At 70.6% G+C, this 21177-nt stretch carries 11 protein-coding genes; 8 read left to right on the top strand and 3 right to left on the bottom strand.

Going from position 1 to position 21177, the window contains the following annotated elements; translation table 11 throughout:
- Positions 1–87: 87 nt before the first annotated feature.
- From ACFQ9K_RS16715 to ACFQ9K_RS16705, 3 genes are read left to right on the top strand one after another with little or no spacing between them, the layout of a single operon-like run.
- The gene (locus tag ACFQ9K_RS16715) at positions 88–771 is read left to right on the top strand and encodes a response regulator transcription factor (RefSeq protein ID WP_378713089.1); all 684 of its coding nucleotides are present in this window, start codon (positions 88–90) and stop codon (positions 769–771) included.
- On the top strand, positions 764–1864 hold the full coding sequence (locus ACFQ9K_RS16710) for a sensor histidine kinase (RefSeq protein WP_378713087.1): 1101 nt from the start codon (positions 764–766) through the stop codon (positions 1862–1864). The genes ACFQ9K_RS16715 and ACFQ9K_RS16710 overlap by 8 nt, the downstream gene beginning before the upstream one ends.
- Positions 1848–2762: an LLM class flavin-dependent oxidoreductase gene (locus ACFQ9K_RS16705; protein ID WP_378713086.1), complete on the top strand. Its 915-nt coding sequence runs from the start codon at positions 1848–1850 to the stop codon at positions 2760–2762. The genes ACFQ9K_RS16710 and ACFQ9K_RS16705 overlap by 17 nt, the downstream gene beginning before the upstream one ends.
- A 30-nt stretch (positions 2763–2792) precedes the next feature.
- Here ACFQ9K_RS16705 and ACFQ9K_RS16700 read toward each other — a convergent pair whose 3' ends face one another.
- Positions 2793–3365, bottom strand: coding sequence for a TetR/AcrR family transcriptional regulator (locus tag ACFQ9K_RS16700; RefSeq protein WP_378713085.1), 573 nt, complete (start codon positions 3363–3365; stop codon positions 2793–2795).
- Between the two features lie 86 nt (positions 3366–3451).
- Here ACFQ9K_RS16700 and ACFQ9K_RS16695 point away from each other — a divergent pair, with 86 nt between their 5' ends.
- From ACFQ9K_RS16695 to ACFQ9K_RS16675, 5 genes are all read left to right on the top strand, one after another.
- On the top strand, positions 3452–4345 hold the full coding sequence (locus ACFQ9K_RS16695) for an NADP-dependent oxidoreductase (RefSeq protein WP_378713083.1): 894 nt from the start codon (positions 3452–3454) through the stop codon (positions 4343–4345).
- 76 nt (positions 4346–4421) lie between these two features.
- Positions 4422–6182, top strand: coding sequence for a CocE/NonD family hydrolase (locus ACFQ9K_RS16690; RefSeq protein WP_378713082.1), 1761 nt, complete (start codon positions 4422–4424; stop codon positions 6180–6182).
- Positions 6179–6523: a putative quinol monooxygenase gene (locus ACFQ9K_RS16685; protein ID WP_378713080.1), complete on the top strand. Its 345-nt coding sequence runs from the start codon at positions 6179–6181 to the stop codon at positions 6521–6523. Before ACFQ9K_RS16690 ends, ACFQ9K_RS16685 begins: the two co-directional genes overlap by 4 nt.
- A gap of 198 nt (positions 6524–6721) precedes the next feature.
- Positions 6722–7510: a BPL-N domain-containing protein gene (locus ACFQ9K_RS16680; protein WP_378713079.1), complete on the top strand. Its 789-nt coding sequence runs from the start codon at positions 6722–6724 to the stop codon at positions 7508–7510.
- 112 nt (positions 7511–7622) lie between these two features.
- Positions 7623–8072, top strand: a complete 450-nt coding sequence (locus tag ACFQ9K_RS16675; protein ID WP_378713077.1) for a DUF6299 family protein — start codon at positions 7623–7625, stop codon at positions 8070–8072.
- Positions 8073–8086: 14 nt separating this feature from the next.
- Here the strand turns inward: ACFQ9K_RS16675 and ACFQ9K_RS16670 are convergent, their stop codons facing one another.
- Both ACFQ9K_RS16670 and ACFQ9K_RS16665 read right to left on the bottom strand, forming a co-directional pair.
- Positions 8087–17116 (bottom strand): amino acid adenylation domain-containing protein, encoded by a 9030-nt coding sequence (locus tag ACFQ9K_RS16670; RefSeq protein ID WP_378713075.1) that lies wholly within the window; start codon positions 17114–17116, stop codon positions 8087–8089.
- The gene (locus tag ACFQ9K_RS16665) at positions 17116–20979 is read right to left on the bottom strand and encodes an amino acid adenylation domain-containing protein (protein ID WP_378713074.1); all 3864 of its coding nucleotides are present in this window, start codon (positions 20977–20979) and stop codon (positions 17116–17118) included. Before ACFQ9K_RS16665 ends, ACFQ9K_RS16670 begins: the two co-directional genes overlap by 1 nt.
- Positions 20980–21177: the final 198 nt, after the last annotated feature.

The raw sequence follows: 21177 nt of genomic DNA, 5'->3' as shown, positions 1-21177 counted from the left end.
TTCAGTGAAGGCACCGCGGCGTTGCCGTCCCGTATGCGATTTTCGATACGCCGACGATATGTCCCGACTGGGAGAATCGAGACCCTTATGCGTGTGCTGATCGTCGAGGACGAACCCTATCTGGCCGAAGCCATCCGCGACGGCCTGCGCTTGGACGCGATCGCGGCCGACATCGCCGGCGACGGCGACAGCGCGCTGGAACTGTTGCGCATCAACGCCTACGACATCGCGGTGCTCGACCGGGACATCCCCGGACCGTCCGGCGACGAGATCGCCGAACACATCGTCGCCTCCGGCAGCGGCATGCCGATCCTCATGCTCACCGCCGCCGACCGGTTCGACGACAAGGCGACCGGGTTCGGGCTCGGCGCCGACGACTACCTCACCAAGCCCTTCGACCTGCGGGAACTGGTGCTCCGGCTCCGCGCGCTCGACCGAAGGCGGGCCAACAACCGGCCGCCGGTGCGGGAGATCGCCGGCCTGCGGGTGGATCCGTTTCGCCGCGAGGTCTATCGCGACGGCCGCTACGTCGCGCTCACCCGCAAGCAGTTCGCGGTGCTCGAGGTTCTCGTCGCGGCCGAGGGCGGGGTGATCAGCGCCGAGGATCTGCTGGAGCGAGCGTGGGACGAGAACGCGGATCCGTTCACCAACGCCGTGCGCATCACCGTGTCGGCGCTGCGCAAACGGCTCGGCGAACCCTGGATCATCGCGACCGTGCCCGGCGCCGGGTACCGCATCGACACCGGACGCGCGGGCGTAGACGATGGATAGGCCGCCCGGTTTGAGCGTCCGGCTCAAACTCACGCTCAGCTACGCCGGTTTCATCACGCTGGTCGGCGGCTTGCTCTCCATCGCCGTGTGCGCCTTCTACCTGTGGTATCTCCCCGACGGCTGGATCAACGCCAGCGACAACTTCTGGATCGACCGGTCCGTCCTGCTGCGCGCGTTCGCCCCGTTCGTGGCAACCGTGCTGGCATTTCTCCTGGTGATCGGCCTGATCGGGGGTTGGCTGCTGGCCGGCTGGATGCTCGCCCCGCTGACCCGGATCACCGCCGCCACCCGGATGGCGGCGAACGGCTCACTGTCCCACCGGATTCGGCTCCCCGGCCGCAGCGACGAGTTCCGCGAACTCGCGGATGCCTTCGACACCATGCTCACCCGGCTCGAGGCGCACGTCACCGAGCAGCAGCGATTCGCCGCCAACGCCTCGCACGAGCTGCGCACCCCGCTGGCGATCACGCAGACCCTGCTCGACGTGGCCCGCAACGATCCGGCCCACGATCCCACCGAACTCGCCGCCCGCCTGCACGCGGTCAACACCAGGGCGATCGATCTCACCGAGGCGTTGCTTCTGCTCAGCCGCGCCGACCGACGGGCGTTCACGCCCGAACCCGTCGAGCTGTCGCTCATCACCGAGGAAGCCACCGAAACCCTGCTCCCCCTGGCCGAGCGGCACGGCGTCACGCTCGAGACCGCCGGCGACATCACCCGCACCCTCGGCTCACACGCTCTGCTGTGGCAACTGACGACCAATCTCGTGCACAACGCGATCGTGCACAACCTGCCGGAGCGGGGCATCGCGTGGATCACGACCAGTGCGTCCAAGGAGGCGGTGGTGCTCACGGTCGAGAACACCGGCGATCACCTTGCGCCGCAGGTGGTTTCCACACTGGTCGAGCCGTTTCAGCGCGGCACCGAACGCGTCCGCACCCACCACGCGGGTGTCGGGCTCGGCCTGGCCATCGTCGACAGCATCACCCGGGCGCACGGCGGCACGCTGGACCTCAGTCCCCGCCCGGCCGGCGGGCTCCGCGTGACCGTTCGGCTACCGGCGCGATGGATCGCGGATGAGCGGCTGGCATGATCGCGATGTGAAGAACTTACGCTTCGGTATTCAGTTGGCGCCGACCGCAACCGAGCTGCCGCAGTTGCGGGCGATGGCCAAGGTGGCGGACCAGGAGGGCCTGGACCTGCTCGGCATTCAGGATCATCCGTACTCGGGCGGACTGGCCGACACGTTCGCGGTGATCGCCACCGTGCTGGCCGAAACCGAACGGCTGCGGGTGTTTCCGGATGTGGCCAGCCTCCCGTTGCGCGGGCCCGCGATGCTCGGCAAACAGGCCGCGACCCTGGATCTGCTCAGCGGCGGCCGATTCGAACTCGCGCTGGGCGCGGGCGCGTTCTGGCCGGCGATCGGCGCCATGGGCGGCCCGGTGCGCTCGAATCCCGAAGCGCTGCAGGCGCTCGCGGAAGCCACCGAGATCATCCGCGCCATGTGGCTGCCCGGGACGAAGGCGAAAGTTCATGGGACGCACTACACCGTGCACGGCGTGCAGTCCGGTCCCGCTCCCGCGCATCCGGTCGGCATCTGGTTCGGCAGCGTCGGCCCGAAGGCCAACGCCCTCACCGGCCGCCTCGCCGACGGCTGGGCCGCCCCCATCCCGCACTACCTGCCATACGAGAAATGGCAAGCGACACAGCGCATCATCTCCGCCGCCGCGACCGACGCCGGCCGCGATCCGGCCGACATCACCCGCATGGCCCAGCTCGTCGGAACGATCACCGAGACCCCCGGCCCCGTCACCCTGCGCGGCGAAGCACCCATCCGCACCGACGCCGCAGGCTGGGCCGCCATCCTCGCCGACCTGGCCAACGAGACCGGCTTCGACACCTTCACCTACTGGCCGGAGGCCGCCGACGACACCCAGCTCCGCCGCTGGATCGGCGACGTCATCCCCGCCACCCGATCCTTGTGCGCGTGACCGTCCCGTTCGGGATGCGGTAACGCGGCGCTAGGCGGCCTGCCAAGCCGCCTCGATCATGTCGAAGATCTCGTCTACCGCGCGGTCCGGGTCGGGGGACTCGCGGGCCAGCGCGTAGGCGTCGATGACGAACATGGCGATCGCACGACAGGATGCCGTGGCCGGGGGTTGGTCGCAGTCGGCGGCGATGGCGGCCGCCAGTGACTCGGCATAGCGCAGGCGCATCGACTGCTCGTACTGGCGCAGGGCGGGAGAAGCATTGATCATGCGCCAGAGGGGGGCGGCTTCGGCCGAGGCGCAATGCCGCACGATGGCGTGGATTTCGCCGCGCAGTGCGGGAATGAGCGGCGCATCCGGGGCGCGGCCGGTGACCGCCTCGGTGAGGCGCCGGTCGAAGTTCTCTTCTTGTTCGAAGACCAGGGCCTCTTTGGCGGCGAAGTGGGAGAAGAGCGTGGTGACGGCCACGTCCGCCGCGGCGGCCACGTCCCGGATGCCCACCGCGTCGTAGCCGCGTTCCAGGAACAGCCGCAGGGCGGTATCGGCGATCTTCTGGCGGGTCGCGGCCTTCTTTCGCTCGCGACGTCCGACGGTCGGCGCTGTCATGAGGTGATGCTATCAGGTATCAATCCGTACCTGATCCAAAGAACTACCCGTTGCAAAACACTAACGGTTAGCATTATGTTCGAGCCATGAAAGCAGTGCGCTTCGCCGAGTACGGCGGCCCCGAAGTTCTGGAACTGGTAGACGTCGCCGAGCCCCGTCCGGGCCCCGGTCAGATACGGATCGCCGTGCGTGCGGCGGGAGTGAATCCGCACGATTGGCGGGTGCGGGAGGGTCAGTTCCAGCGGATCAACCCGATCCCACTGCCCGCGGGCGTCGGGCAGGACGCGGCCGGCGTGGTCGACGAGGTCGGCCTCGGAGTCAGCGGCATCGCGGTCGGCGACGCCGTGTTCGGCCGCGGTTCGAGCACCTACGCCGAGTTCGCCGTCCTCGCCTCCTGGGCCCGCCTGCCCGACGGGTTGACCTTCGCCGAAGCGGCCGGGTATCCGTCGGTGGTCGAGACCGCGCTGCGGATCCTCCGGCTGGTCGGGGTCCGACCCGGCCAGACGCTGCTGGTCAGCGGCGCGGCCGGCGGGGTCGGGTCCGCGGTGTTGCAGATCGCCCGCGACCGGGGAATCGCGGTGATCGGCACCGCCGGAGCGGCGAATCAGGACTACCTGCGCGGCCTCGGCGCCCGCGCGACCACATACGGCCCCGGCTGGGTCGAGCGGGTTCGCGAGCTCGGCCGGGTCGACGCCGCGCTCGACCTGAACGGCGCGGGCGTGCTTCGCGGCCTGCTCGACCTGACCGGCGACCCGGACCGGGTGATCACCATCGCCGATCTCGAGGCCCCGATGCTCGGCATCCGATTCGCCGGCGTCGGCGGCAACATGCCCGCGGCACTCGCCGAGGCGGTCGACCTCATCACCCGCGAGCAGCTGCACATCCCGGTCGCCCGGTCCTACTCGCTCGCCGAAGCGGCCGCGGCACACGCGGACAGCCAGGCCGGACACACCCGCGGCCGCAGGGTCCTGCTCGTCTGAGCCGAAACCTGCAGTCGCGCAGACGAGTTCGAGGCGACAACTCCGGTTCACGATCGACTTCCCCAGGAGATCCACCATGTACCAACCTCGCATCGACGCGGGCGTCCAGATGACCACCAGGGACGGCGTCACCCTCACCGGCGACCTCTACCGGCCCGCCGACGACGGGCGCTGGCCGGTCCTGCTGCACCGAACTCCGTACGACCGCAAGGACTCCTACCGAGTCTCCGGGATCGTCGCCGACCCGCTGTGGCTCGCCCGCCAGGGCTTCGCGGTGCTCGTCCAGGACACCCGCGGACGGTTCGACTCCGGCGGCGAGTTCGATTTCATCACCCAGGAGTACAACGACTCCTCCGACGCGATCGACTGGGCCGCAACGCAATCCTGGAGCGACGGCAACGTCGGCATGTACGGCTCGTCCTACCTCGGCATGGCCGTCCTGCAAGCCGTCGCCGCCCGCAACCCACGCCTGAAGGCCGCGGTCGCCATGGTCGCCACCGCCGACATGCGGCACACCGCCCGGCCCGGCGGCCTGTTCGAGCTCGGCTTCCTCACCACCTACGGACTCGTCCTGTGCCGCGAGGGACTCGACCACACCTCGCTGAATCCGGTTGAACAGGAACATGTTCGAAAGCTGCTCGGCGAGGCCCTCGCCGACCCGCGCGCCACCGTGCGCCGCCTGCCGCTGACCGGCATCAGCCCGCTCGACGACGAACGGGTCGCGCCGTTCTGGACCGACTGGCTGCGCTCGCCCCACGACCCGTTCTGGGACCGGCCAACCCTGCTCACCGAACCCGAACGCGTCACCATCCCGTTCCTGCAGGTCACCGGCTACCTGGACTTCACAAGTCCCACCCAGTTCCGGCTGGCGTCCCGACTGGCCGGCAACGACGACGCCCGGCTCGTCGCCGGACCGTGGCACCACTTCGGCGCGTACTCCCCGCCCGGGCAGGTCGGCGCGCGCGTGCTCGCCAACGCCACCGCCGGCGTGCCCACCTGGAACCCGGTGCTCGCCGCCTTCTTCGACCGCCACCTGCGCGGCGGCGACGGCTCGGCCTATCCCACCGCCGCCCGATACCTGTCCGGACCGGGCCGGGTCACCTACTTCATCGGCGGCTCGGACACCTGGGCGCATTCGTCCGCCTGGCCGCCCGCGACGGTGGTCGAAGAACGACCCCTCGGCTCCGGCGGCGACGCACGCACCGCAACCGGCGACGGGAGACTCATTTCCCCTGGCGCGAAACATGATTCACGGATCGCCGGTTCCGACACGTTCATCGCCGACCCGCACGACCCGTTCCCCACCCACGGTGGCGCGATCACGGTCGAGGGCGACCCCGCGGTGGCGCCGCAGGGCATCCAGGACCAGCGGGCCGTGGACGGGCGTGCCGACCTGCTCGTCTATACCAGCGAACCGCTGACCGAGGCGGTGACCATCGCCGGGCAACCGGAACTGGTCGCCTTTCTCAGCAGCACTGCTCCGGACGCCGACCTGTGCGTCACCCTGGTCGACGTCGAACCCGACGGCTTCGTCCGCAACGTCGCCGACGGAGCCCAGCGTGCCCGGTACCGCGACGGCGGCGACGCCGATTGGCTCGAGGCCGACGTCCCGAGCCGGGTGACCGTCACCCTCAACGACGTCGCCCATCGATTCCGCCCCGGCCACCGGATCCGCGTGCAGATCGCCGGATTCAGCTTCCCGCGCTACAGCCGAAACCTGCACACCCGCACCGTTCCCGAGTTCGGCACGCTCGACGAGGCCGTCACCGCGCGGCACACCGTGCACCACGGGCCGGCCACCCCATCCGCTCTGCGCCTGCCGGTGCTCGCCGAATGACCGCCGAAGTCGTCGTCATCGCCACCCTCCAGGCCAAGCCCGAGCACGGCGACGAGCTGCTCGCGCTGCTCGCCGAACTGGTCCCCCCGGTATTGCGCGAGGAACCCGGCTTGCAGCGCTACGCCTTCTACGTCGAACCGGGCGCGGATCCGCTGCGCGTCACGGTGATCGAGAAGTACGCCGCCGACGCCGATCTGGAAGCACACAACAGCGGCGTCCTGGTCGACTACCTGCCCCGGCTGCTCGAGCTGGTCGATCCCGCTCCGCACACGGTCGAACTCCGGCCGGCCCGGCTCGCGGTCACCGTCAGCGAGACCGATGCCGCCCGGCTGACCATCTAGCCCCTGCACGTCGCTCTGTCACCGACCCCGCCGGTCGGCGGGACTGCCTCCGCCGACCGGCGGGACTGTGTCGCAGGCACAGTCCCTTCGCGACTCGCGATGAGACTGTATGAGCGTCCCAGCGGATCGACGCGACATACCGTTGCGTGGAATCTCCCGCCGGCTCGCGCCCGGCCGGGAACAGACAGGAGCGACGTCATGCCCGGCACGAACCCTCGCTCAACCGGCGTAGATCGGCGTCGACTGCTGCTCAGCGCGCTCCCGGCCGCCGCGTTGCTGGCCGCCGGGTGCGGCGGGTCGAATGCCGACCGGCCAAGCACCGCACGGCCGCTCGCGCTGGTCTACAACGGCCCGCAGGGTTGCCCCGGCTGCGCGCCCGCGATCGCCGACGTGCTGCGGCAGGCGCCACAGCCGTTCGAGGTCGGATACGTGGGCCCCGGCACCGGGACGCCGCTGACCGCGGCGGCGCTGGCCGAGGCGCGGCTCTATGTCCAGCCCGGCGGCGGCGCCGATCTCGACGGAACCTGGCGGACGCTGCGCGATTCCGCCGAGCTGGTCCGCGACTGGGTTCGCGACGGCGGCAGCTACCTCGGCCTGTGCTTCGGCGGCTACCTGGCCGGGCGCGACCCCGGTTTCGACCTGCTCCCCGGCGACACCAACGGCTACGCAGGCTCCCCCGGCGCCACGGTCCCCGACGATCGCGACACCGTGGTGGCGGTGAACTGGCAGGGCACGCCGCGGCACATGTACTTCCAGGACGGGCCCGCCTTCTTCCTGGACGACGGTGCCGACGCCACCGTTCTCGCCACCTACCCCAACGGCATGGCCGCGGTAGTCGTCGCCCCCTATGGCAAGGGCCGGGTCGGCGTCAGCGGGCCCCACCCGGAGGCCGACGAATCCTGGTACGCGGACAAAGGATTGACCAATCCCGACGGCGTGCACCTCGACCTGGCCTACGCGTTGATCGAGGCGACCACACGCCGGTGAACCCCGCCGAGCCATGACCGCACTTCCTTGGGATTGGTGCGCGGGTCTCCGCCGCTTACGCTTACAGCACGATTCGGCTCCGAATCCTTTCCTGCACAACAGGAGTCACGCGATGAACGCATACCGCCATTTCGTCATGCCCAAGCATCAAATCATCCGACTGGCCGTCGCCACCGCGGCCGCGTTGGCCGGCTCGGTCGCGCTCGCGGGACCGGCTGTGGCCGCACCCCCGGTGCTGACCGTCGAAGACAGTCAGCATCTCAACGCCGACGGCACCGTGGATGTGGTCGGCACCTACCGCTGTAGCGGCGGCCCGAGCAGCATCCTGCTGGGCGACTCGGTATTGGACCAGCGGAGCAGCAACACCTCCTCGCCGTCGACCACCATCCCGGGCACCTGCGACGGCGCGGCGCACCCCTACACCCTCCACTTCCCGGCCGGGAGCTATTTCTCCTTCGAGCCCGGCCCCGCCACCTTCACCACCGTCTGGTCCTTCTACGACGCCGAAGGAAACCCCACCCAGGCCGAACTCGCCAACACCCCGATCACCCTGCGGCGCTGACCGTTCCGCGTCCCCTACCGGTTCGCCGCCGCGTTGATCGCCTCGGCGATCACCGGCGCGTGCGGTGGCCGCACGATCCCGTAGTGCGTGGTGTCCAGCCGATGCCACCGAGTCCCCGCACCCAGATGCGCCGACCACTCCTGTTGCTGCGCAGCCGAACTCGGCACATCGATCGCCGACTGCTCGGCGTGCCAGAGTTCGCTCCGGGTGCGCGCCAGGCGCGGCAGCCGATGCTCGACCATGCTGTTCAGGTTGGCGCGACAGCATCGGGCCAAGCGTTCGGCGTAGGCGGTCGCCGACGCGGCTCCCGCCTGGTCCAGCTCCTGCGCGAAAACCTGATCGAGCCGGGCCTGGTCGTAGGCGCGCACCAGCGCACTCGCGCCCGGTGGCGGCGGGTCGATCAGATGCAGCCCGCGCGCGGGACGCCCGGCGGCCTCGGCCTCGGCGGCCATCCCGATCGCCACCCAGGCCCCGAAGGACCAGCCGGCCAATTGCCACCGCCATTCCTCCGCGGGGAAACGCGTGCGCAGTGCGGCGTAATAGTGGCGGGCGCGCTCGGTCAGCGTCCAGCTCGGCGCGGTGGCCTGCCGCAGCGCCGGATCGGCGATGAGACAGACCGTGAGGTGGGGCGCCAACGCCGAGACGAGAGCGCGATACGCCTGGATGTCCCCGCCGACGGGATGCACCAGGCACACCACGTCCGGGCCGGTCCCCTCCTGCCAGACGTCCAGCACGACGTCCTCCGGCCCGGCCGTGCCCGCCGCTTCGACGAGCCTGGACAGGATCTCGTCGAGACTGACCCGATGACTGAGCCGGGCCAGGTCCAGCTCGACCTGGAAATGCTGTTTGATCGTGTCCAGCAGATCGAGCATGGTCAGCGAGTCCGCGCCCAGGTCGTAGAGCGATGCGTGCGGATCGAGATCGTCCAGGCCCAGGGCGTCACACAGCTCCGCGCGCAGCAACCGGTCCGCCGATTCGACGGCCACTGCGCCGCCCGCCGGGGCCGGGTCGGCCGCGGAAGCGGCATAGAACGAGCGGGCGTCGTCCAGATCGGTGGTGCAGACCAGCAGCTGCGGTAGTCGCGCGCCGAGGGCACGGGCCAGCACCCGCTGCCCTTCTCGATCGGTGAGTCCGACGGCCAGGTGCGCGCGATGCCGGGCGTCGGCAGGCAACGCCCGCACCGCCATTCCCGTCTCCCGCCACACATCCCAGCCGATGCTCACCCGCAGCGTGGGATCGTCCGCTCCGCCCCGATATCCCGCGAACCCATCCAGCATCGCGTTCGCGGCGGCGTAGTCGAGCTGCCCGATGCCGCCCAACCGCGCCGCCATCGACGAGCAGTACACGGCGAGGGCGGGCCGGTACCGCTGAATCAGTCGTTCCAGCAACAGAGTTCCGCGCAGCTTGGCCGCGATTCCCGGCCGGGCCGCGCCGGCGTCCCGGCGCGCGATCAGTCCGCCGGCCGCGACACCGGCCGCGTGCACGATGCCGTCGAGCCGGTCTATCCGTTCGCCGAGGCGACGCACGAGCACATCGAGATCGTGCTCGGCCAGATCCGCATCGATCGTCTCGACTCGATCCGCCCAGGGCGCCAGCGCAGCTGGAAGGTGCGCGTGCCGGGCAAGCAACACCACCCGATCCGCGCCGTTGCCCAGCAGCCACTGCGCCGTACTCGCGCCGATGCCGCCGGTCCCGCCGAGAATCAGATACACACCACCCGCGACGGACACGGCATCGCCGGCGTTCACCGCGACGGGCGAAACCAGCTGCTGCCACCAATACCCTTGCCGCAGCGCGAGATTCTTCGGGACCTCGGCACCGCTGTCGAATCCACCCGTCAGTTCCGCCAGTGCGGCGGCCCATTCGCTCGAACCCGTCCCGGGCAGATCGATCCAGGCCCCGGGCACGCCGGTCTCCTGCGTGCCCACCTCGCACACCCCGGCCAGGAGATTCGCCTCCGGCCGCCGCACCGCACCATCCACCGGGCGGGCCGCCGCGGACAGCCACCACACGCGAACCCGCTGCGCCACCGGGTGATCGGACACCGCCCGAAGGAGCGCGGCAGGGGTGTCGACACATGCCCAGGTCGCCCGTTCGACGCTGTCCGGCGCGATCGGCCCGTCCACGCTCAGGGGCAGCGCGTGCACCCAGTCGATCCCGGCGCAATCGGTTTCGGCGAGCAGGTCGAGCACCCGCCGGAGCGAGGCCGAATCGGCGGGGTCGACCTCGAAAAGATCTTCTCCCGCAACCCGATACACGCCGCCGGCGGCGATCTGGACGACGCGGAGGTGCGCTTGCCCGAAGGCCGCAACCAACGCGGGATCGGCCGGACCGTCGGTCATCAAGACCAGCAGTCGATTTCGTGGCGACGCCGGTGGCACACCGGCGCGACGCAGGCGCACCCAGTGCGGTTGATGCAACCAGTCGGCTTCCGGCAGCCGGCGCGGGCCGGTCTCGACGACCGGCTCCGGCTGCCCTACCACCGATTTCGCGCGCGGGAAGTCGAAGTCGGCGAGATCGAACGCGGGTGGCGGGAAGTTCCACGGCGACTGCGCCGGTCCGCTCGGCCACGCGACGGGGCGACCGGACAACCACGCCGTGACCAGTTCCGCCGGTGGCGCCGTAGCCGGCACCGGTTCGGCGACCGTCTCGACGGAGACGACCTCGCCCGCCCGCAACCAGCGCACCGCCGCTGCCGCATCGGCGCAGACCGCCGCCATCCGCCAGCGTCGATCGGGTCGGCCTGCCTGCAGGTGACGCAGCACCTGCGCGTAAGCCCGCGGATACTCCTCCAGATAGGCGGCGATCCGCTCGGCATCGGCCCGCAACGCGACCTCGCTACTGCTCGAAAGCGTCAGGCACGCAACGGACTCCGGTGCGGCGGCGGGGTCAGGACCGGCCTCCAGCACGACATGCGCGTTGACCCCACCGATACCGAAGCTGCTGACCGCCGCCACCCGGGGGCGGTCGGCGGGCCACGGTCGCGGTTCGGTGGGAACGTAGAACGGCGCCAGATCGGTGGCCAGCTCCGGGTTCGGCGCCCGGAAATCCACTGTCGGCGGGATCAATTCATGATGGAGCGCGAGGGTGGCGCGGATCAGCCCGAGCACACCCGCCGCCGCGCCGAGATGGCCCAGCTGGCTCTTGACCGACGACAGCGCGCACCCGCCCGGCTCCGCCGACGCCAATGCCTGGCGCAGCGCGCCGACCTCCACCGGATCGCCGAGCCGGGTGCCCGTGCCGTGCGCCTCGACGTAGGCGACCTCGGCGCCGCGGCGACCGCTGCGGCGCAGCGCGGTCCGGATCACCGCACGCTGCCCGGCCAGCCCCGGAGCGCTGTAGCCGAGCTTCGCCGAGCCGTCGTTGTTGACCGCGGAGCCGGTGATCACCCCGTACACGGTGTGACCGTTGCGGCGCGCCGCGGACAGCCGCTCCAGCACCACCACACCCACGCCGCTGCCGCCGATCGTGCCGCCGGCGTCGTCACTGAACGGACGGCAGTGCCCGTCGGGCGAGAAGATGTGCTGCGGCCGGTATCGATACCCGGCGGCCAGTGTCGGATCGACGAGCACGCCGCCGGCCAGCATCACCTCCGCCTCGCCGTTGCGCAGCATCCCCGCCGCGAGGTGCACGGCAACCAGCGAACTCGCGCACGCCGCCTGCGCGGTGAACACCGGACCGGTCAGGCCCAGGTGGTAGGCCACCTTGGTGGCGAGGAAGTCCTTGTCGTGGTGCTGCGCGAGCTGGAATTCGTCGGGCAGCAGCGCCGGGTCGGCTTCGCGCAGCATGGTCTGGAAGTAGGTGGTCTCCCCGCACCCGGCGATCAACCCCACGAGCCCGTCGGACGGATCGGCGATGCCCGCATGGGCAAGCGCCTGCACGCAATTCATCAGCAGGTGCCGCTGCTGCGGATCCATCAGCGCGGCATCGCGCCGGTTGATGCCGAAATGGGCCGGATCGAAGGCCAGCAGACCCGCCATCTGACTGCGCGCACCCACCACACCCGCCGGGGCGTCGAAGAATTCGATACCGCTGCCCGCGCTCTGCACCATGTCCCAGAACGCGGCCACATCCTCCGCGCCGGGCAGCCGGACCGCCATGCCGACGACTGCAATCGGTTCATCGGCGGCGGCCGCCGCCGGCTGGGCTTGCGCGGCAGGCACATTCGCCCCATCGATGAATCGCGCCAGCGCGCCGATGGTGACGTGCTCGAACAGGTCGGCGACCGTGAACCGGAGCCCCAGCTCGGAACCACACCGCAGATGGAAGCGCATCAACGTCAAACTCGTTGCGCCCGCGCCGAAGAAGGTCTGCTCCGGTCCGATCGGCAGGCCGGTCGCCGCCTCGAACACCGCCGCCAGCGCCGCTTCCCGCGCCGACCACATCGCCGCCGTGACGGTTCGGACCAACTCCTCGCCGGGCGCGCTCGCGGCGGCCCGCCGGTCCAGTTTGCCGCTCGGGGTCCGCGGCAGCTCCGCCACCACCCGGAACCGATCGATGCCGACCGGGCCGGGCAGCAACCGCGCCAGATGTGCGGTCAGCTCGGACACCTCCGGTGCCGGCCCGCGACACTGGAGGCAGGCCACCAGCGCGCCACCGTCCCGTACCACCACGGCCTGCACCACCCCTGGATACCCCAGCAGCGCCACCTCGAGCTGCCCCAACTCGACCCGGTGCCCGCTCACCTTGATCTGCTCGTCGTCCCGACCGACGAAGTGCACCAGGCCTTCTCGATCGACGAACGCCCGGTCGCCGCTGCGGTAACACAGCCCCACACCCGGCACCTCGACGAAGCGGTCCGCGCCCGAGCCGCCCAGATAGCACCTCGTCGCCATCGAACCACCGATCAGCAGCTCCCCCACCGCACCCGGCGGCACCACCAGCCCGGCCTCGTCCACGACCCGCAGCACCGCGTTGTCGATCGGCCGCCCGACCGACGGCCGCTCCGGCCACCGCAGCGGATCCGCGTCCAGGCACAGGGTGCTCACCACGTGGGTTTCCGTCGGCCCGTAATGGTTGAACAGCCGCGCCCCCGGCATCCCCGCGAACCACCGCCGAATCGCGTCGGTGGACACCAATTGCTCTCCGGCGGTGATCACCTCACGCAGCCGTGCCGGATATCGGCCGGACTGGACGCCGTGCTCGGCCAGTAGCTGTAAGGCGACGTAAGGCAGGAAGATTCGCTCCGCACCGGCCGTTTCCAGCTGGTCAAGCAGGGCGGGCATGTCGTGTCGCCACCGCGGCCGCGCCAGATGCAGGCATCCGCCACCGCACAGCGTCGAATAGATCTCCTGGAACGACACGTCGAACGACAGCGCGGAGAACTGCTGGGTCACCGCGGCGGCCCCCAGTTGTCCCGAATCCGCTTGCCACCGAAGCAAATTGCACAGCGTGCGATCGGGGACCTGCACGCCCTTCGGCGTTCCCGTGGAACCGGAGGTGAACAGCAGGTAGAGCGGCCGCGTGCCGTTTGCCGCGGCTTCGGTTACGCCGCCGGGCGATTCACCATGCGGCGCGGGGTCCGACGACAAGGTGACCGGATGACGGGCGATGCCGCCGTCATCGATGGCATCCCATGCCGTGACCGAGTCCGCCGACAGCAGCACGCACAGCGGCCGAGCCTGCTCGAGCATCTGGTTCAGGAGCGCGGGCGGATAGGCGGGGTCCAGCGGTAGCGCGGTCAGGTGCAGGCGGGCCAACGCCAGCAGCGCCACGACGTGCTCGACGGACGGCTCGAAAAACAGCGCCACACAGCGAAGAGCGTCATCGCTCGCCGAAACCCCTTGCTGCACAGCGATGTCCGCGGCCAGCGCAGCGGCGAAGGCGTCCAATTCGGCATAGCTCACCGTGCGTCCGCCGGAGTTCAGCGCGGGCGCGTCCGGGGTCAGCGCGACCTGCCGGGCGAAGCCCTCGGCCACCGTCCTGAACGACAGCGGTACCGGCGCACCGCGCCCGCTCTCCGGCAGCGCACTGCGATAGGGAGCCGCGAGGTCGGACGGCTTTTCGGTGCCGTGTTCGAATACCACGTCCACGCCGCGCTCGAACACCTCGGCCAGCGCCGTCACCTCGGCCTCGTCGAAATGGTCCGCGGCGTACTCCCACAGCAGGTCGATTCCGTCCCGGCGGTCGACCACCGACAGCGTCAGCGGGCATTTGGCCTCGGGCGCGGCGACCCACCGCGGGTGCGTTGTGCAGCCGGTCAGGTGCAGCGCGCCGAAATCGGTGTTCTCCAACACGAACAGCGTGTCGAACGGCGCTCTGCCGTCGGCGAATTCGGCGTCGGCCAGCACATCCGCCAACGCCACGTCCTGCCGGTCCAGTACCTCCCGGACGCACTCCCCCAGCCGTCGCAGTTCGTCGCTCGCCTCGGCGCCCGGCCGGACCGTCAACGGCAGCAACACCGTGTTCGCGAACATCCCCACGCTGGTGTCGAATTCCGACAGCGCCCGATTGGCCACGGGCGCGGCAATCCGCAGCCCGGTCCGCCCGGTCACCGCGTACAGGCTCCACGCGAAGACACCGAGCAACACCTGAAAACGCGTGAGCCCCAACTCCGTGCACAGCCGGTCCACCCGGCGCCGGCGACCGGCGTCGAGCGCGGTGTGCCGCAGCCGTGCGACCGAGCTGGGCCGCTCCCGCACCGGCCGCAGCGGATCGTTCGCCGGCTCCGCGTTCGCGTAGTAGCGGGCCAATGCGCTCCGTTGCGCCCGGTAGGCCTCGGCGGCGAACCATTCGCGCTGCCAGCGGGCGAAGTCGAGCGGTGTCGGTGCGGGCTCGCTGGTTTCGCGTGGCTCGCCCGCGTAACCGGCGGACAGGTCGGCGAACAGCACACCGAGCGACCAGCCGTCGACCGCGATGTGATGCGACCGCAGCAACAGGGTGCCGCCACCGTCGTGCGCGAGCCAGCACGCGGCCAGCATGCGTGGATGCGCGAGATCGAAAGCGACACCGAAGAATCGATCGGCGAAATCCCGGCGCGTGTGCTCGTCGCGGGCAGCGCCGGCGTCCGGCACGACCCACGGGTCGTACGGGTCACCCACCACCTGCCGCAGTCCGTCGGGCGCGGCGCTGAACCCGGTCCGCAACGCCGGGTGCCTGGCCACCAGTGCGCGCAGCGACCCGCGCAGCGCCGCGGTATCCAGCACGCCGTCCACCCGGAACACCAGCGGCACGGTGTATGCCCGCGATCGCGGTGATCGCTGCTGCAACAACCACATTCGCTGCTGTTCACTGGTCGCCGGCGCGGCGCCCGCCGCCACCGGCTTCGGCAGCGCCGCGTACGGCGAACTACCCCGCGCGGCGTCCACCGCCGCGGCCAGCTCCGCGAAATCCGTTTGCAATACCAACCCGGGCGGAATATCGCACCCCCAGCGCCGCTGGACCAGATGCCGAAACCGCAACGCCGCCAGCGAATCACCCCCGCAGGCGATCCACCGATCCCCCGGCCGCGGCTCCGACAGGCCCAAGACCTGCCCGATCACGTCCAGCACCGCACGCTGCTCCGGCGTGACCGCCACCGCCGCCGTGTCCGCCCGCCACGGCCGATCCGCGCGGCTCAGCAACGCGGCCTGATCGACCTTGCCGTTGGCCGTCAACGGCAGGGCGTCGATCCGGTAGAGATGATGCGGCCGCATGTAGGTCGGCACGGTGGCGGCCAGATGCCGGTCCACCGCCGCGAACGACAGTTCCGGCTCGGTCACCAGGTAGGCGAGCAACTCCACCGGCCCGCGCTCGTCGGGGCGCCGGGTACACGCGTACGCCTGCCGGATTCCCGGGTGCGCCATGAGCTGCCGCTCGACCTCGCCGGGCTCGATCCGGAAGCCACGCACCTTCACCTGCCGGTCGGCGCGCCCGACGTACTCGATGTCCCCGTCCGCGTTGCGGCACACCAGATCGCCGGTGCGGTAGAACCGTGCACGACCACCGTCGTGCCACGGCAACCGCACGAAGCGTCGGCCGGTCTCCTCGGGAAGGTTCCGGTAACCCACCGCGACTCCCGCGCCGGACAGATACAGCTCGCCGACCTCGCCCGCGACGGCGGGCCGCTCGGCGCCGGGCACTACCACCAGCGCCCCGGTGTCCGGCAGCGGTCGCCCGATCGGCACCCGATCCGCCGAATACTCCCGCGGGATCGGGTGGCACAGTGCGAAAGTCGTTGTCTCCGTGGGCCCGTACACATTGTGCAGCTGGGTGGTCGCGTCGGCGTTGTCCCGGTACCACCGGCGCATCAGGGTCACATTGAGCTGTTCCCCACCGACCAGCACCTGGTCGGCCGCGGCAAAGCAGTCGGGGACGGCGTCGACCATCGCGTTGAACAGAGCCGTAGTCGTGAATACGGTGTCGATGCGTTCGCGGCGCAGGGCGGCGGCGAGCCGATCCGGTGTCTGCGCGGTCGCGTCATCGATGATCACGCAGCATCCACCGGTCACCAGGGGCACCCAGACCTCGAAGCTCAACGCGTCGAACGCCGGATTGGACAGGCACGCATAGCGTCTGCCCGGCGCGATCGGGAGGTATCCCGGCCGCGCCAGTCGCAGGATTCCCGCGTCGCGCACCTCGACGCCCTTGGGCAGTCCGGTCGTACCCGAGGTGTAGAACAGAAACGACGCCGCAGCGGGCATGCCGGGCGGCCCGGCCGTCGCCTGCTCGCCGGTCAACAGTGCCGAAACCGGCAGCGACAGCACCGATTCCGCGAGTTCCGCGGCATCGTCGTGTACGACCGCAACCGCACCCGAGTCCCGGAGAATGTGATGGCGGCGATCCGGCGGACTCTGCCGGTCCAATGGCACCACCTGAGCACCCGACCGCAGCAGCCCGAGCATGACGCAGACCAGTCGCCAGCCGCGGGGCAGCGCCACCGCGACGGCGTCCCCGGGCCGAATGCCGTTGTCGGCCAACGCCTGTGCGACCGCCGCACCGAGCGCGTCGACAGTCGAGTAGTCCAGGTCGCGGTCGCCCTCGCGCAACGCGACGGCGTCGGGCGTGCGCCGAGCCTGATCGTGCACGGCGGCGGCGAGGCTCGCCGCGACCGGGTCAGCACCCATCACGACTCCATCACCGAAGCCGAGAGCTCCACCAGCTCGGCCACGATGAGCTCGGCCACCCGGGGCAGCTGATCGCCTTCCAGCATCTCCCAGTGTCCGCACTCCACCGGCACCACCGACAGCCCACCCTCGGCCCGGGCCCGCCAGAAGTCGGCGGCCGCGGCATATTCCGGCGTATCCGCGGACCCGGTCACGGCTTGCATGAACACCACCCGCGCCGCCGACACCGGCGGCCGATAGTCGCACCCGGTCATCCGGTTGTGGTTGTAGATCCGCAGATAGCGCTCGATCTGCGCGTCGTCGATGCCAGGGTACATACCGTTGAACCGGACCAGCTTCTCCCGGAACTCCGCTCCCCCAACGGGTTCGATCGCCGAGGGGTCGGCGGTGCCGTTGGTGTCGAGCAAGACCACGCTCACCCGCGCATGCCCCCGCGCCGTCAACAGCCTGCCCATCTCGTAGGCCACCAGGCCGCCGTAGGACAGCCCGCACAGCACCACCGACTCCGCCGGATCGGGATCGGTCAGCGCCAGATACCGCTCGGCCATCGCCGCCACGCTGGGCAGCGGCGTCTGTCCCGGGTCGATCCCGGGCGACTGCATCCCCTGCACGGTCATCGTCTCCGGCAGTGCCGCGGCCAGCGGCAGGTAGCAGAAGGCGGTGCCGCCTGCCGGATGCACGCACACCACCCGCTGCGGTCCGGTCCCCGTGCGCAGATCGATGACGGTGCTGTCCGGCGCGAGGGCGACCTCCGCGCGCAGATGCGCCGCGAACGCCTCGATCGTCGGGTATCGCATGAGGTCCGGCACCGGCACGGGCCTGCCGAACTCCGCAGCGATGGCGTCGGCCACCCGGATGGCCGAGATCGAGGTGCCGCCGACGTCGAAGAAGTTGTCGGTGATCCCGATGGTCGGATGCACCAGCACGCGCCGCCAGATCCGGTACAGCGCCATCTCCACGTGCTCGCGCGGGCTGCTGGTGTTCACCCGGGCCGCGTGCTCGGCGCGGATGCGCTCCAGCAGCGCGGGCCGGTCCAGTTTTCCGCTGCGGTTCAACGGAAACGGATCCACCTCGGCGACGACGGCCGGAATCATGTAGTCCGGCAACAGATCCGACAGCGCGGTCCGCCAGTCGTGCGCGGATCGTCCCGCGCCGCCGCCGGCGACGGCGGCGACCAGGCGTGGCTCCCCGTTCGGCGCGCGGTCCACCAGCATGATCGCCTCGCGTCCACCCGACACCGCGAGCAGCGCCGCCTCCACCTCCCTCGGCTCGATCCGGAAACCACGGACCTTGACCTGATCGTCGCTGCGGCCGACGAATTCACCGGTGCCGTCGTGCCGCCAGCGGGCCAGGTCGCCGGTGCGATACATGCGCTCGCCGACCGCGAGCGGATCCGCGACGAATCGTTCGGCGGTCAGATCCGGGCGGTTCAAGTACCCCCGGGTCACCCCGGCGCCCGCGACGTACACCTCGCCCACCACCCCGGCGGGCACCGGCCGCAAGCGCTCGTCGAACAGATACATCCGGGTGCCGGGCAACGGCCTGCCGATGGGGCACGACTGTTGCCGCGGTTCGGGATCGATGTGCGCCGAGCTGTACACCGTCGCCTCGCTCGGCCCGTAGCCGTACAGCACCCGCAAGCCGGGCAGCACCTCGCGCAACCGGGCCAGCGCCAGCTCCGACAGCGCCTCAACGCCGGACTTCAACTGCCGCAATGCCGATCCGGCCAGCCGCTGCCGCGGGTCCTCGTCCAGCCAGCGGATGTACGCGGGCGGCAGGAACGCCTGCTCGACGCGCTGCGCGCGCAGCCACTCCAGCAGCGCCGCCGGATCGCCGCGCAGTTGCTCCGGCACCACGTGCAGAATGCCGCCGGTGGTCAGCGGCAGCAGCATCTCCTGCAACGAGGCGTCGAATCCGATGCTCGACCACGCCGACGCCGGCGCGCCGGGCAGCGCGCCGAACCGCTGCAACCACTGGTCGAGCAGGTTGACCAGACCGCGATGCGGCACCGCGATGCCCTTGGGCCTGCCCGTCGACCCCGAGGTGTAGATAACGTAGGCCAGGTTCGACTCCGCGACCTCGACACCGGGAAAGTCGTCGCGGTCGGACTCCTGCTCGACCGCGGCCAGGTCCAGCCACCACGGCGGGCGGGTCTCGACGTCGCTGAGCACCAGGGCCGGGGCGGCGTCGGCGACCATGGCGGAGAGCCGGTCGTCCGGCTGGGCGGGGTCCAGCGGCAGGTAGGCCGCGCCCGCCTCGAAGATGGCGAGCATGCCGACCACCAGCGCGGACGAGCGGCGCACGTGCAGGCCGACCACCTGCTCACGGCCGACGCCGCGGGCGATCAGCGCGTGCGCGAGCCGGTGCACCCGCCGCCGCAACGTGGCGTAGTCGAGCTGCTCCGGTCCGCACACGAGCGCGAGTTGCTCCGGCCGTTGCCCAGCCTGTTCCTCGAATCGGCGGATGACGCCACCGGGGGCGAACGGCGTCGTCGGTTCGCCGATGCTCCACTGCCCCAGTACGGTTCGCCGCTCGTCCGGGTCGAGCAGGGCCAGGTCCGCGACCGCACGGCCGGGCTGCTCGACCATCTGTTCCAGGGCGCGCAGCAGGTAGCGGCCGTAGCGTTCGATCGTCGTCCGTTCGAACAGCGCCGTCGCGTATTCCAGTTCGAGGACGAGAGCACCGTCCTCGTCCACCAGTCCGAGCGCCAGATCGAATTTGACCGGAGCGTCATCGATATCGAGCGGTTCGACCTCGACGCCGGGCAGCCGCAACCGCCCGCGCAGCGGGGGAAACTGCGTGCACGCGGTCTGGAACAGCGGCGTGTGCGCCGGGCTGCGAGGCGGGTTGATCAGCTCCACCACCTGCTCGAACGGCAGGTCGACATGCTTGAGCGCACCTCGCAGTGCATCCTGGACCTGACGGAGAAGCGTTGTCGTACTTGGCGATTCGGTCAAGACGAGCCGCACCGCGACGGTGTTGACGAAGAAGCCGATCGCCTCCGCGAACCGTCCGCGACCGCGATTCGCCGTCGGCACCCCGATGACCAGGTCGGCCTGACCGGTCAACCGGGACAGCAACACCGACCACCCGGTCAGCACCGTGGCGTACAGGGTGGTGCCGTGCGCATGCGCGAGGGCGCGCAGGCCACCGGCGAGCCCTTCGTCGAGCGCGAAGCGCACCCGGTGACCGCGATGGTCCTGTTCGGGCGGACGCGGGCGGTCGGTCGGCACTTCGAGCAACGGCGGAGCGCCGGCCAGGGTGCGCGCCCAGTAGGCGGCGTGGCCGGCGGGCTCGTCGCCGTCCAGCCATAGCCGCTGCCACCGAGCGTGATCCGCGTACTGCTGGGGCAACGGTGGCAGGTCGGCCTCGACGCCGCGCAGCAGCGCCGCGTACAGCGCGCCGAGGTCGCGCAGCAGGATCGTCCGGGACGTGCCGTCATAGACGATGTGGTGCACCGTGATCAGCAGAACGCGCCGATCCGGGGCCAGCACGGCCAGGTGCGCCCGGGCCAGCGGACCACGCTCCGGATCGAACGGCGCGCCGGCGTTGTGCCCGCGCAGTTCGGCCAGACGCGTTGCGGCGTCGGGTGATTCGGTGAGATCGACGATCTCCAGCGCGAAGCCGGTCTCGGGCGGATCGATCACCTGGTGCACCGCGGCGCCGATCGGAACCAGGCGGGTGCGCAACGCGGCATGACGGGCGGCCAGCGCGTCGAAGGCGCGGCCGAGGACCGCGTGATCCACCGCCCCGCGCAGCTCGAACGCCACCGCTTCGTTGTAGGCCACGCTGGCCCGGCCGTTCTCCGTACGGATCCACAGTCGCTGCTGCCCGAACGAGAGTGGGGCCTGCTCCAAGTTCATACGATCTACCAAACTCTTTCCCGCCGAGCCCCATTCGGGCTTGATCGACCGCCAACCAGCAACCGGCGATGACCGTGTCCTGGATGCTCTCACGCCGAAAATAATTCGGACATCACCTAAAAATCAGTGACGTCGTAAGACAGAGTTATCGGCTCGGTATAGCCCGATTCCCGATTATCGACTGGCGCACGGATTTCG

This window comes from Nocardia sp. NPDC056564, assembly GCF_042793755.1.
Lineage (GTDB): Bacteria > Actinomycetota > Actinomycetes > Mycobacteriales > Mycobacteriaceae > Nocardia.
The sequence above is the reverse complement of the archived record's forward strand: the minus strand, read 5'-3'. Positions and strand labels throughout refer to the sequence as shown.

What these genes read in the sequence shown, in the direction of transcription:
- ACFQ9K_RS16715 (WP_378713089.1), top strand. Translation starts at nt 88, where the DNA reads ATGCGTGTGCTGATCGTCGAGGACGAACCCTATCTGGCCGAAGCCATC.
- ACFQ9K_RS16710 (WP_378713087.1), top strand. Translation starts at nt 764, where the DNA reads ATGGATAGGCCGCCCGGTTTGAGCGTCCGGCTCAAACTCACGCTCAGC.
- ACFQ9K_RS16705 (WP_378713086.1), top strand. Translation starts at nt 1,848, where the DNA reads ATGAGCGGCTGGCATGATCGCGATGTGAAGAACTTACGCTTCGGTATT.
- ACFQ9K_RS16700 (WP_378713085.1), bottom strand. Translation starts at nt 3,365, where the DNA reads ATGACAGCGCCGACCGTCGGACGTCGCGAGCGAAAGAAGGCCGCGACC.
- ACFQ9K_RS16695 (WP_378713083.1), top strand. Translation starts at nt 3,452, where the DNA reads ATGAAAGCAGTGCGCTTCGCCGAGTACGGCGGCCCCGAAGTTCTGGAA.
- ACFQ9K_RS16690 (WP_378713082.1), top strand. Translation starts at nt 4,422, where the DNA reads ATGTACCAACCTCGCATCGACGCGGGCGTCCAGATGACCACCAGGGAC.
- ACFQ9K_RS16685 (WP_378713080.1), top strand. Translation starts at nt 6,179, where the DNA reads ATGACCGCCGAAGTCGTCGTCATCGCCACCCTCCAGGCCAAGCCCGAG.
- ACFQ9K_RS16680 (WP_378713079.1), top strand. Translation starts at nt 6,722, where the DNA reads ATGCCCGGCACGAACCCTCGCTCAACCGGCGTAGATCGGCGTCGACTG.
- ACFQ9K_RS16675 (WP_378713077.1), top strand. Translation starts at nt 7,623, where the DNA reads ATGAACGCATACCGCCATTTCGTCATGCCCAAGCATCAAATCATCCGA.
- ACFQ9K_RS16670 (WP_378713075.1), bottom strand. Translation starts at nt 17,116, where the DNA reads ATGGGTGCTGACCCGGTCGCGGCGAGCCTCGCCGCCGCCGTGCACGAT.
- ACFQ9K_RS16665 (WP_378713074.1), bottom strand. Translation starts at nt 20,979, where the DNA reads ATGAACTTGGAGCAGGCCCCACTCTCGTTCGGGCAGCAGCGACTGTGG.